Source organism: Parasphingorhabdus sp. JC815 (genome assembly GCF_040717415.1).
GTDB lineage: Bacteria > Pseudomonadota > Alphaproteobacteria > Sphingomonadales > Sphingomonadaceae > Parasphingorhabdus.
This window is the reverse complement of the sequence record NZ_JBFEFM010000006.1, coordinates 166,467-178,539: the sequence shown is the minus strand read 5'-3', so window position 1 is coordinate 178,539 and position 12,073 is coordinate 166,467. Positions and strand designations below refer to the sequence as shown.

7 protein-coding genes, 1 tRNA gene and 1 pseudogene are annotated in these 12,073 nt (G+C 51.0%); 7 read left to right on the top strand and 2 right to left on the bottom strand.

Going from position 1 to position 12,073, the window contains the following annotated elements:
- The first annotated feature begins 74 nt into the window (after nt 1-74).
- Both AB1K62_RS13615 and AB1K62_RS13610 read left to right on the top strand, forming a co-directional pair.
- A tRNA-Thr gene (locus AB1K62_RS13615) sits at nt 75-149 on the top strand.
- A gap of 292 nt (nt 150-441) precedes the next feature.
- The gene (locus AB1K62_RS13610; protein WP_367004312.1) at nt 442-1,632 is read left to right on the top strand and encodes a Yip1 family protein; all 1,191 of its coding nucleotides are present in this window, start codon (nt 442-444) and stop codon (nt 1,630-1,632) included.
- Nucleotides 1,633-1,728: 96 nt separating this feature from the next.
- On the opposite strand, the gene AB1K62_RS13605 is transcribed toward AB1K62_RS13610, so the two are convergent.
- Together AB1K62_RS13605 and AB1K62_RS13600 are read right to left on the bottom strand one after the other, a co-directional pair.
- On the bottom strand, nt 1,729-2,625 hold the full coding sequence (locus AB1K62_RS13605; RefSeq protein WP_367004310.1) for a pirin family protein: 897 nt from the start codon (nt 2,623-2,625) through the stop codon (nt 1,729-1,731).
- An 89-nt stretch (nt 2,626-2,714) separates the two neighbouring features.
- Nucleotides 2,715-3,005, bottom strand: a complete 291-nt coding sequence (locus tag AB1K62_RS13600) for a DUF167 domain-containing protein (protein ID WP_367004308.1) — start codon at nt 3,003-3,005, stop codon at nt 2,715-2,717.
- 306 nt (nt 3,006-3,311) lie between these two features.
- On the opposite strand from AB1K62_RS13600, the gene AB1K62_RS13595 reads away from it, so the two are divergent.
- The 5 genes and pseudogenes from AB1K62_RS13595 to rpoB form a co-directional block, all read left to right on the top strand.
- Nucleotides 3,312-3,563, top strand: a complete 252-nt coding sequence (locus AB1K62_RS13595) for a hypothetical protein (RefSeq protein WP_367004307.1) — start codon at nt 3,312-3,314, stop codon at nt 3,561-3,563.
- Between the two features lie 46 nt (nt 3,564-3,609).
- The gene (gene rplJ / locus AB1K62_RS13590; protein ID WP_367004305.1) at nt 3,610-4,122 is read left to right on the top strand and encodes a 50S ribosomal protein L10; all 513 of its coding nucleotides are present in this window, start codon (nt 3,610-3,612) and stop codon (nt 4,120-4,122) included.
- A 45-nt stretch (nt 4,123-4,167) separates the two neighbouring features.
- Nucleotides 4,168-4,542, top strand: coding sequence for a 50S ribosomal protein L7/L12 (rplL, locus tag AB1K62_RS13585; RefSeq protein ID WP_367004304.1), 375 nt, complete (start codon nt 4,168-4,170; stop codon nt 4,540-4,542).
- Nucleotides 4,543-4,819: 277 nt separating this feature from the next.
- Complete coding sequence (locus AB1K62_RS13580; protein WP_367004302.1) at nt 4,820-7,228, top strand: EAL domain-containing protein; 2,409 nt, start codon at nt 4,820-4,822, stop codon at nt 7,226-7,228.
- A 443-nt stretch (nt 7,229-7,671) separates the two neighbouring features.
- Nucleotides 7,672-12,009 (top strand): annotated as a pseudogene (rpoB, locus tag AB1K62_RS13575) (DNA-directed RNA polymerase subunit beta); the annotation flags it as partial.
- Nucleotides 12,010-12,073 lie beyond the last annotated feature (64 nt).

The following is a 12,073-nucleotide window of genomic DNA, read 5'->3' as shown; positions in this document are numbered from 1 at the left end:
TCTACTTGACAAGTCCGTAACCATTTCGCCATAGGCGCGATGCTTGGGTCAGATGGCCTGACAATAAAATTAGTGCTGCTGTAGCTCAGTGGTAGAGCGCGTCATTGGTAATGACGAGGTCGAGAGTTCAATTCTCTCTAGCAGCACCAGTTTTCCACCATTTTTTAAAATAGTTTCTTGAGCCGGCTGATTCTTATCCGGTTACGGGATAATTGTATTCACTCATATAGCACAGGTTGCGTACAGAACGGGGCTTGCTTAGCGGTTAGGTTGTCGCTTAGTATCAAGCATCCAGACGAAAACTACCATCTCTCCAAAAGCGGATAATTAGCGGTTGAGGTGGTGAGATATTTCACACTGGAGCCGGCTTCATGCCGGTACGATATAACGGGCGCATAACTCGGGCCATGTAATATGGGCCGTAAATCTGGGGTATATTAAATGAGTGAACAACAAGCGAGGAATGCTCTGGTCCAGCGGACCAAGGCAATTCTATTGAAACCACGCGAAGAGTGGCCGGTAATTGATGCCGAAACAACAAGCATTGCGGATGTTTATAAATCGCATGTCATCCCGTTGGCAGCCATTGGGCCGGTTGCCACATTTATTAATGCTATGGTCTTTGGCACCAGCTTTTTGGGTATAACGCATCGCCCATCCTTCTTTTCGGCACTGACATCGGCGGTTGTCAGTTACATATTCACATTGATTGCTGTATTCCTGATGGCATTGGTGATTGATTTTCTGGCTCCGCGCTTTGACGGAACCGCTAACCGGACCAAAGCTTTCAAACTGGCTGCATATAGCGCCACTGCCGCTTGGGTGGCCGCAATATTCCAACTTATTCCGGGGCTGGGGATGCTGGCCATTCTGGGACTATACGGATTATATCTGCTTTATCTTGGCATACCGGTGATGATGAAGGCGCCAGAAGACAAGGCAACTATCTACACCGTGGTTATCGTCGTTGTCGGGGCAGTAGCCGGAATGATTTTCAGCATGCTTCTGGCTCCGCTCATGCTGATGTCCAGCAGTGTGCCGAGTTTCAGTGACAATGACAGCCTTTCAGGCAGCTTATCCGGTGAGATGAGTGTGCCGGGTGTCGGGTCGATTGATTTGGGGAAGTTAGAGGAAGCGGGCAAAAAAATGGCCGCGGTCAATGAAAAAGCGAAAAGCGGGAAAGCAACCGCGATCGCGCCTAAACGTCTTGCCGCGATGCTCCCCGAATCATTGCCGGGCGGGCTTGCACGTTCCAATTTGAAATCCAGTGGTTCGTCCGTTGGCGGCATGGGAACCTCAAAAGCCTCGGCGCGCTATGGTGAAGGCAATGATAGCGTAGAGCTTACCATTACCGATCTGGGTGCTGTGGGCGGTCTGGCGTCTTTGGGCAGTGCATTTAACGTAGAATCGGAAAGTCAGGATGGCAGCGTTACCGAACGGACCGGAAAAATTGACGGACGCCTAACGACAATCCGTTTCGATAGCGACCGGCAGGATGGCCGCTATAGCGTTATCGTGGGCGAACGTTTCAACGTCGAAGTTGATGGCAAGGCCGGTTCTATCGAAGCTCTTCGGTCATTGGTGAACACGGTAGATATCAGAAAACTGGAAGCTATGAGCCAGTCCGAATAATAGCGGACTTCTAATATTCTAGCGTAAAATATCATGCGGCGGATGTGCTATGGACAAATGCACCATGGATTCCCGCCGCACAATATTTCCCGATGATTAACTCATCGGCTGCGCGTCCGGCTTCTCTTCGGGCAGCGGAGTGTATTCTTCATTATCGGCATCGGGCAGTTTCATGCGCCCCTGTTTCCAGTCTTCCTTCGCCTGCTCCAGTCGATCTTTGGAAGATGATACGAAGTTCCAGAACAAGAAGCGCTCGCCAATCGGTTCCCCGCCCAAAACCATTATTACAGATTTTACAGGTGCGCTAATTCGGACATCCTTGCCTTCCGAGAGTACCGCCATTTGTCCCGTTTCCAACGGTTTGCCATCAATCTCTATATGGCCGCTGGCGACATAGACTGCGCGTTCCGTATGTTCGGTTCCCAGTAACCGGCTCGCACCGGTCTCCATTTCCAGATGCATGTAAAATAATGGCGAGTGGGTTTTGACATTGGCATTCATACCATCAACCGATCCCGCGATCAGGCGACCATGCAGGCCCGCCTCATCCCATTCGGGTAAATCCTGACCTTCGTGGTGGTAAAATGCGGGGTCGGTTTCTTCATATTCCTTGGGCAGCGCTACCCATGCCTGTATCCCGTGCATATGGGCACCATGAGCGCGCGCCTCTTCAAATCGCTCACTATGTGTAATGCCGTTTCCCGCAACCATCCAGTTCACTTCGCCGGGCCGTATTTCCTGTTTGAAGCCCAGACTGTCCCGGTGCGTCATCGCGCCATCATAAAGATAGGTGACCGTTGACAAGCCGATATGCGGATGTGGCCTGACATCCAGCTCGCGGGGTATGCCGGGCGCCAGATCAACTGGCCCCATATGATCAAAAAATATGAACGGCCCGACCATCCGGCGCTTGCGAAATGGTAGAACGCGGCCAACCTCGAACCCGCCGCCAAGGTCATGTTTGCGTTTATCAATAATAAGATCAATCGACATTTCCATTCTCCTTTGGTCGGTCACGTCAAATTTACCGCATTAAGAAACCGCATTAGCAAAACGGCCCTTATTATAATTAATATCCCTTATTAGCCTATTTGTATCCTCTTTACTCTTGCTTTGGCCCCGCGGACTAATGTGAGAGTGGTTTTGGGCACGCCAAGGGCTTTAGAAAGTAATTTCAATATAGCTTCATTTGCTTTTCCATCCTCGGCTGTTGCCGTTACGCGGATGTGCAGCCTGACCGGCTCTGCTATGCCTTGGGATATCACTATGAGATTCTCGCCCGCATTGGGTGTTGCCTTGATCGTAATAATATTATTTTCATCGGCTAATGCCTGAATAGATTGTGCCGATGGGTAACGCGCTTTTTTTGCCATTTTTCCTTCGCATAAAATTGAGCATCTGCTTTCTTAAGTTCACTAAGTTCACACCAAGGACGCTTTATCATCTGCCGATTCTTCGTTTCCCGCAGGATTTTCCAACAATTGTCGTGCCGCTTGTTGATAACCGGGACTGATATGCGAGCCGGGAAAGAGCTGCGTTGATCGTATCATGCGGGCCGTGCTGTAGGAAAGCGCTTTGTGACCGCACGGCGATTGTGGGGTATCAGATCCACCGGACATTCTCATGCTCCCCTATTACACCCTTCATGTCTCTCTTGACTTATCCGTCTGTCCGGCTAAATGAGCGTCACAAATTGTGATGTTTCGATATTGCAATTTCCGTCCGAGACAGCCGGTGGGGGTAATTTGACCCTCTTAATTTCCAGCCTAGACGGGGATCAGTTTTTAATGGGCCGGATTATGGCTCATCGGTACGCGGGTCATATTTTCTATGACAGTGCGGCAAAAACCCCCCTTCGGATTAAAACGGTTGGACTTTTGTCTGGCCATTCGCTCGTCATGCCGGAACAGGTTCGGCGTGACGGAATTTAAGTGATGGATTCTGGTTTCGGCCAAAATCCACGTGAAGGAGCAAAATATGGATCGTGGTCAAAAGACCGAAGCCGTTGCTGCGCTGAACGCGACTTTCAAAGAAGCCGGGGTTGTTGTGGTAACACGCAATCTGGGTCTTAGCGTTGCTCAATCTACCGAGCTGCGCGGAAAGATGCGTGAAGCGGGTGCAAGCTTCAAAGTCTCTAAAAACCGCCTTGCCAAACGCGCTCTGGAAGGAACCGACTATGCCCCGATAGCAGATATGCTGTCTGGTCCGGTCGCTCTTGCCACATCGGATGATCCGGTGGCGGCTGCAAAAATTGCAGTCGAATTTGCAAAGTCCAACGACAATCTTGAAATTGTTGGCGGCGCAATGGGTGATACCCTTCTGGACGAAGCTGGCGTTAAGTCCCTGGCCTCTATGCCTTCGCTTGATGAACTTCGCGGTACGATTGTTGGTCTGCTTCAGGCACCATCAACCAAGATCGCCCGTGTTCTTGTCGAGCCGGCCAGTAGCCTTGCACGTGTAGTCGGCGCTTATGCCGCTACGGGTGAATGACCTGCATATAATTTAATTTAATTCGAAATTTGGAGTATTTTTAAAATGGCTGATATTGCTAAATTGGTTGAAGAACTATCGAAACTCACCGTCATGGAAGCGGCTGAATTGTCCAAAGCTCTTGAAGAAGAGTGGGGCGTATCTGCTGCTGCTGCTGTTGCAGTTGCCGGACCTGCTGCTGCAGGCGGTGGCGAAGCTGCTGAAGAGCAGAGCGAATTTGACGTGATCCTGACCGGCGACGGCGGCAAGAAAATCCAGGTGATTAAAGAAGTTCGTGCCATCACACAGCTTGGCCTGACCGATGCGAAAGCTCTTGTCGAAGGCGCACCGAAAGCGCTTAAAGAAGGCGTCAGCAAAGATGAAGCTGAAGAGATCAAAACAAAGATCGAAGCTGCTGGCGGTACCGTCGAACTGAAATAAACAATTTAGTCACCATGCTGGGCCGGGTTCGGACCAGTGGATTGATCCGGTGGATTGATATGGTGACAACCTAAAGAATTATGGGCGGTCTCCGATTCGGAAGGCCGCCCTTTTTCTTGTCATTTCATGGCGATGATTGATTGTAATTGTGTCCCGGGTAACGGAATATCCCGAAAAACTGGGAAAAAACCGTGCTTTTCAGGCCGTTAACCACTTCAAAACGAAACATGGTTACATTATTTTACAGGATTTTTATGTAAACGGGACGCAATAAGATATGGGGGAGACGGTTACTCTCCAGCGGCTGCTGGAAATGCAGAAGAAAGTGTGGAACTTCAAGATCAATGCTGATCCTGAAACCACGGAGCTGGTTGCGCGTGAGCAACTCAAATCCATCGGCCAGATATCCCGAATAGGGTCATTGGCAGTATTACCGCTAACAATATATATATTGGTCAAACTGGCGATCTATGCTGATCCCCTATTTCTTGGTTTGACATGTCTATATGGCGCTGTCGCATTTTACGTGGCAATCCGTAACTTCTATCGCCAGTCATATATTGATGCCGACGTTGTAAATTACAAAAAAGCGATAAAAGTCATCCATTCCGAGAGCATTTTGAGTGCGATTGGTTTTAGCTGCATTGCGGCAGTCCCATTAGCATTCGGACAGCTACCCTATACCATGGACATGGGGTTAATAGCACTTGGCAGCCTGATCCTCGGCGGATTTATATTCGGCAGTATTCCGCGGGCACAGACCTATAATCTGTCGATTACAACAGTGGTATATGCGGTCAGTTTTCTGATGGCGGGACAGTCCGATGCCATTAGCACCGTCGTTTTGCTGGTCGTTTTTGCATTGAGCATCGATTATATTTACCGGCTATTTTTCTTTAATTTTGTGCAACGTCATCTGCATGCGGCGAAGCTCAGAAATGCAGCGGAAACGGTGCGGCTGCTGCTGCATGATTATTCCGAGCAAAGTTCCGACTGGTTGTGGGAAGTGGATGAAAATCAAAGAATCGTAAGCCCGTCTGCCCGTTTTGCAACGGCGGTAAATATGGAAATCCGCGATCTCCGCGATATGCCGCTGATCGATCTTTTTGAAGAATCGACTGAACGTAACCAGCTTGCACAATGTTTGACATCCGGAAAAACTTTCCGTGAAATTCACGTTCCGATCCTGTTCGACGGTCAGCGCCGCTGGTGGAAATTATCAGGGCGCAACATCAAGTCTGCAAAGGGGCAAGGCAGTTTTATTCGCGGTGTCGCCGCAGATATAACCAGCGCGAAGCTGGCGGAAGAACGTGTCGCGCATCTGGCCCATTTCGACAGCCTGACCGACTTGCCCAACCGGGCTTTGTTTAATCAGTCGCTGCAACGGTCAATTGGCCGGATGAAGCCGAACCAGAAACTGGCGGTTCTTTATCTGGATCTCGACCATTTCAAAACGATCAACGATACATTGGGGCATGGCGCTGGTGATCTGGTGTTGAAAGCCGTTGCCAGCCGTCTGGAACAAAATGTCGGTATCGAAGATGTTGTGGCGAGGCTTAGTGGAGACGAATTTGCGATTTCCCTTCGCAGTGTCGAATCTCTGGAAGAGGTACAAAATATCGCGCATAAGTTGATAGACAAATTGTCCGAACCGGTCATTATCGAAGGGCAGCGGGTAGTCGTGGGTGTAAGCATCGGCATCGCCGTTGCCCGCGATCATGGCAAGAACTCCGAAGAGCTTTTGCGACACGCTGATATTGCTTTATATCAATCAAAGGCAAATGGCCGAAGCTGCGCTTCCATATTTCACCAATCCATGCACGAGGCGGTTCAGGACAAACGCAATATCGAAATGGATTTGCGCTTGGCATTGCAGCGCAACGAGCTGGAGCTTTATTACCAGCCGCTGGTCAATATCGAAACCAAGGAAACCATTGGCTATGAAGCCCTTCTCCGCTGGCATCACAGGGAAAAAGGACTGATCATGCCGGATGTCTTTATCCCCGTGGCAGAGGAAACCGGGCTGATCGTGCAGCTTGGCGAATGGGTCGTCCGCTCTGCTTTGCAAGAGGTCGCCAACTGGCCCGAACATCTTAGCGTTGCCGTCAACCTGTCACCGGCGCAGATGCGTAGCCCTAACCTGATGCCGACGATCATTAACGCTCTGGCTGCAACCGGCGTTGCTCCGCATCGGCTGGAATTGGAGATTACCGAATCCGTTTTGTTGAATGACAACCAGTCGAATGTGGAACTGCTACACAAAATCCGGTCCCTCGGAGTGCGGATTGCGCTGGATGATTTCGGCACCGGATATAGTTCGCTCAATTATCTGCGAAGCTTTCCGTTCGACAAGATCAAGATTGATCGCTGTTTTGTAGATGAGGTGGACAGCCGTGAAGATTGCCGGGCGATTATCCGTGCCGTGACGGGACTGGCCTCCAGCCTGGGCATGGTGACAACGGCTGAGGGTGTGGAGCGTGACGGTCAGCTTAATCAACTGAAAGCAGAAGGCTGCATGCAGGTGCAGGGCTATTTGTTCAGCAAGGCCATTCCAGCCTCCGCCGTAGCAGGGCGGAGCGATGTGACCGTTAACATGCGGGACAATAAAAGCGAGATTAGCAAGCGAGATACCGACCGTAAGCGGGTAAAGACCAGTAAAGCCGTCTCTTTGCGAAAAACGGGTTGATAGATAGTTGCTTCAGGGTGAGAGCTGATGAAATTACTTCCGCACCCCGTATAGGCTAAACACTATAAAGCCGGATTCCGGGCTTTTGCAGCTAGGGCGAGGTCAGCCTATCACTAACGGAGCTGCCCAGACCCCTTGACCGAAATCCTGCATTTTCCTATAGAACCGCTCTACCACAGATTTCGAGACAGGGTGTGCAGTTGCGCAGTGCGCCGAAAGAAATGAAATCTGACCGGTTTTCAGGACGCTATAAGCTACGACTCTTCGCCCGGAATATTTGGGGGTGAGGGTGCGTGGCTTTTCGTCTTGGAGCGCCCCACATGATTGATTTTCCACTGGTTAAGCACTTCAAAAGAAGTGGTAATCCGGTGATGGCGAGAAGGCAAAAATACATGGCGACGAAAGCATCTTCGGTAAAGACAACAGCTCTCACCCCGACCCGCAAGAAACGTATCCGCAAAATCTTTGGCAACATTCATGAAGTCATTGATATGCCGAATCTGATCGAGGTCCAGCGCGAATCATACGAGCAATTCCTGCGTTCCGATCCGTCGATTGGTTATGTTTCCGGCCTTGAAAAAACATTGCGTAGTGTTTTTCCGATCCGTGATTTTGCTGGCACTGCCGAAATGGACTTCGTCAACTACCAGTTGGAAGATCCTAAATATAATGTTGAAGAATGTCGTCAGCGCGGCATAACCTATGCAGCGCCGATGAAAGTGACGCTGCGCCTGATCGTTTTTGAAGTCGATCCTGAAACCGAAGCGCGCTCCGTTCTCGATATTAAAGAGCAAGACGTTTATATGGGCGACATGCCTTTGATGACCAAGAACGGCACGTTCGTCATCAATGGCACAGAGCGCGTTATTGTCAGCCAGATGCACCGTTCGCCCGGTGTATTGTTTGACCATGACCGCGGTAAAACCCACTCGTCCGGCAAATTCCTGTTTGCTGCGCGTGTCATTCCTTATCGTGGCTCGTGGCTTGATTTTGAATTTGATGCCAAAGATATTGTCAACGTTCGTATCGACCGTAAACGCAAGCTGCCGGTGACCGCGCTGCTGCGCTCGCTTGGTGATGCAATCATTGAAGTAAAAGAAAAAGAGCCTCCCTTCTCGGTTGGTGAAATGGTCCGTGTTGCCGGTATGAAGCAACCAGCCGAAATCGTCGAAGTTGACGGCAACCGGATTACCATCAAAGAGCCAATGGGCGCGATTGAGATTCAAGGTAAGATCGAGGATGAGGGCCGTACCAAGAGCGCGGAAATCACCGGCATATTGAAGCAAGGATATTCCGAAGAAGAAATCCTTAGCGAATTTTACGGTCGCATCTCGTATAAGCGTTCAAAAGATGGCTGGACCATTCCTTTTGTAACCGAAGACTGGCGCGGCCAGCGGCCAACATTTGATATTGTTGACGCCGATAGCGGGGAAGTCGTTTTTGCTGCCGGAACCAAGATTACACCGCGCGGCGCTAATAAAGCGGAAAAAGATGGCATGAAAAATGTCGTCATTCCAACAGAAGAAATTTTTGGACGCTATAGTGCTTATGATCTGATTAACGAAAAAACCGGCGAGATTTATATCGAGGCCGGTGATGAAGTCACGGTCGAGAATCTCGAGAAGCTTGATGCTGCCGGTATTGACCAGTTGGAACTGTTGAATATCGACCATGTCACAACCGGGCCGTGGATTCGCAATACTCTGAAAGCTGACAAAGCCGAAGATCGTGATGGCGCATTGTCCGATATTTACCGTGTTATGCGCCCCGGTGAGCCACCAACCCGCGAAACTGCCGAGGCTTTGTTTGAAGGCTTGTTCTTCGATCCGGATCGTTATGACCTGAGCGCTGTTGGCCGTGTTAAGTTGAACATGCGTCTCGATCTTGATGCGCCGGATGATTATACAGTCCTGCGTAAAGAAGACATATTGGCCGTTGTCAAAACTCTCGTCGATCTGAAAGACGGTAAGGGCGAAGTGGATGATATCGACAACCTCGGCAACCGGCGTGTGCGTTCGGTGGGTGAGCTTCTCGAAAACCAGTATCGCGTTGGCCTGTTGCGTATGGAACGTGCGGTTAAAGAACGCATGTCGAGCGTTGATGTGTCCACCGTGATGCCGAACGACCTGATCAACGCAAAGCCAGCCGTTGCAACCGTTCGTGAATTTTTCGGTAGTTCGCAGCTGTCCCAGTTTATGGACCAGACGAACCCCTTGTCCGAAGTTACCCATAAACGCCGTGTGTCGGCGCTTGGGCCGGGCGGTTTGACCCGTGAACGTGCCGGTTTTGAAGTCCGCGACGTTCACCCGACCCATTATGGCCGTATTTGCCCGATTGAAACGCCGGAAGGCCCGAACATTGGTCTGATTAACTCGCTGGCATCCTTTAGCCGGGTGAATAAATACGGCTTTATCGAAACGCCTTATCGCCAGGTTAAAGACGGCAAGGTCACCGATGACGTTGTGTATCTCTCCGCTATGGAAGAGCAAAAGCACACCGTGGCGCAGGCCAACGCCGAGCTGAACGAAGACGGTAGCTTTGTCGAAGAGCTTGTCTCTGCCCGTGAAGCTGGCGAATTTTTGATCGCACCGCGTGACCAGATCACCTTGATGGACGTTTCGCCCAAGCAGCTCGTATCTGTCGCGGCTTCGCTCATTCCGTTCCTGGAAAATGATGACGCCAACCGCGCCCTTATGGGATCGAACATGCAACGTCAGGCTGTGCCCTTGGTAAAAGCAGAGGCACCCTTTGTCGGAACGGGTATGGAAGAAACCGTGGCCCGCGATAGCGGCGCGGCGATTGCGGCGCGACGCGGCGGTATTGTCGATCAGGTCGATGCGACCCGTATCGTGATCCGCGCGCAGGGCGAAGTCGAAGCCGGCAAGTCCGGTGTCGATATCTATACGCTCCAGAAGTTCCAGCGTTCGAACCAGAACACCTGTATCAACCAGCGCCCCTTGGTAAAAGTGGGTGAGATTGTTCAGGAAGGCGATACAATTGCCGACGGTCCATCAACCGATATGGGCGAGCTGGCACTGGGCAAAAACAGCCTTGTCGCGTTTATGCCGTGGAATGGCTATAACTACGAGGATAGTATCCTCATCTCTGAACGTATCGTGAAAGACGATGTCTTCACTTCGATCCATATCGAAGAATTTGAAGTCATGGCCCGTGATACCAAGCTTGGCCCCGAAGATATTACCCGCGACATTCCCAACGTCGGTGAGGAAGCGCTACGCAACCTCGACGAAGCGGGTATCGTTTACATCGGTGCCGAAATTGAGCCGGGTGATATTCTTGTTGGTAAAATCACCCCCAAAGGTGAATCGCCAATGACGCCGGAAGAAAAATTGCTCCGTGCAATTTTTGGTGAAAAAGCATCCGATGTCCGCGACACATCTCTGCGTCTGCCTCCCGGTGTTGCCGGGACCGTGGTCGAGGTTCGTGTGTTTAACCGCCACGGCATCGACAAGGACGAACGTGCACTGGCGATCGAACGCGAAGAAATTTCGCGCTTCACGAAAGACCGTGATGACGAACGCGCCATCCTCAACCGTGCGACTTTCAACAGCCTGAAAGACATGCTGATCGGTCAGATAGCAACTTCTGCGCCGAAACCGATGAAAAAGGGCGCGGAAATTACCGCAGAAAGTCTGGCTGAGCTGGAAAATGCCGATTGGTGGAAAATTGCCGTCAAGGACGACAAGGTCCAGTCTGATTTTGAAGCAACTCGCGCACAATATGATGAAGCGATCAAGGAAATTAACGAACGCTTCGAAGATCGGCGCGAGAAGCTGGAACGCGGTGACGAATTGTCTCCGGGTGTTCTGAAAATGGTCAAAGTGTTTGTCGCTGTGAAACGCAAGTTGCAGCCCGGCGATAAAATGGCCGGTCGTCACGGTAACAAAGGGGTTATCTCCCGCATTCTTCCACAAGAAGACATGCCGTTCCTTGAAGACGGAACGCCGGTTGATCTCGTACTGAACCCATTGGGTGTGCCATCGCGTATGAACGTCGGCCAGATTTTTGAAACCCACCTTGGCTGGGCCGCACGCGGCTTGGGCGAGCAAGTGACAAAAGCTCTGGAAGAATGGAAGCTGGCCAATCCGGATCCACAGGCAGCCGCGCCGCCTGATGCAGTGAAAGAGCAGCTCAAGGTCATTTACGGCGAACAATATCACGAAGATATTGATACCCGTGAAACATCCGAGATAGTCGAGATGGTCGGCCACTTACGTAACGGTGTGCCTATGGGGACCCCTGTGTTTGACGGAGCGCATGAAAGCGATGTTTCCGATATGCTGGAACTCGCCGGATTGGACCGCAGCGGACAGGTTGACCTATATGACGGACGGACCGGTGATAAATTCGACCGCAAAGTGACTGTGGGCTATATCTACATGCTCAAACTGCATCACTTGGTCGATGACAAGATCCATGCCCGTTCGATCGGACCATATTCTCTCGTCACGCAGCAACCATTGGGCGGTAAGGCCCAGTTCGGTGGACAGCGCTTCGGGGAAATGGAAGTCTGGGCGCTACAGGCTTATGGTGCAGCTTATACGTTGCAGGAAATGTTGACGGTCAAATCGGATGATGTGATCGGACGGACCAAGGTTTACGAAGCGATCGTCAAGGGTGACGATACTTTTGAAGCCGGTGTGCCCGAAAGCTTTAACGTTCTGGTCAAGGAAATGCGTTCGCTTGGTCTTAATATCGAGCTCTCCAGCTTCGGTGATGAAGACGACGATGACGACGGCGTAGCGATAGCGGCGGAGTGAGGCGTTAAAACTCACTCTCGCCCCTAGCATTTCAATTTTGGGCATAGGCCCCGAAGGAAGAAAA

Coding starts and splice junctions, on each gene's coding strand:
- AB1K62_RS13610 (WP_367004312.1), top strand. CDS start 442: ATGAGTGAACAACAAGCGAGGAATGCTCTGGTCCAGCGGACCAAGGCA.
- AB1K62_RS13605 (WP_367004310.1), bottom strand. CDS start 2,625: ATGTCGATTGATCTTATTATTGATAAACGCAAACATGACCTTGGCGGC.
- AB1K62_RS13600 (WP_367004308.1), bottom strand. CDS start 3,005: ATGGCAAAAAAAGCGCGTTACCCATCGGCACAATCTATTCAGGCATTA.
- AB1K62_RS13595 (WP_367004307.1), top strand. CDS start 3,312: ATGAGCGTCACAAATTGTGATGTTTCGATATTGCAATTTCCGTCCGAG.
- rplJ (WP_367004305.1), top strand. CDS start 3,610: ATGGATCGTGGTCAAAAGACCGAAGCCGTTGCTGCGCTGAACGCGACT.
- rplL (WP_367004304.1), top strand. CDS start 4,168: ATGGCTGATATTGCTAAATTGGTTGAAGAACTATCGAAACTCACCGTC.
- AB1K62_RS13580 (WP_367004302.1), top strand. CDS start 4,820: ATGGGGGAGACGGTTACTCTCCAGCGGCTGCTGGAAATGCAGAAGAAA.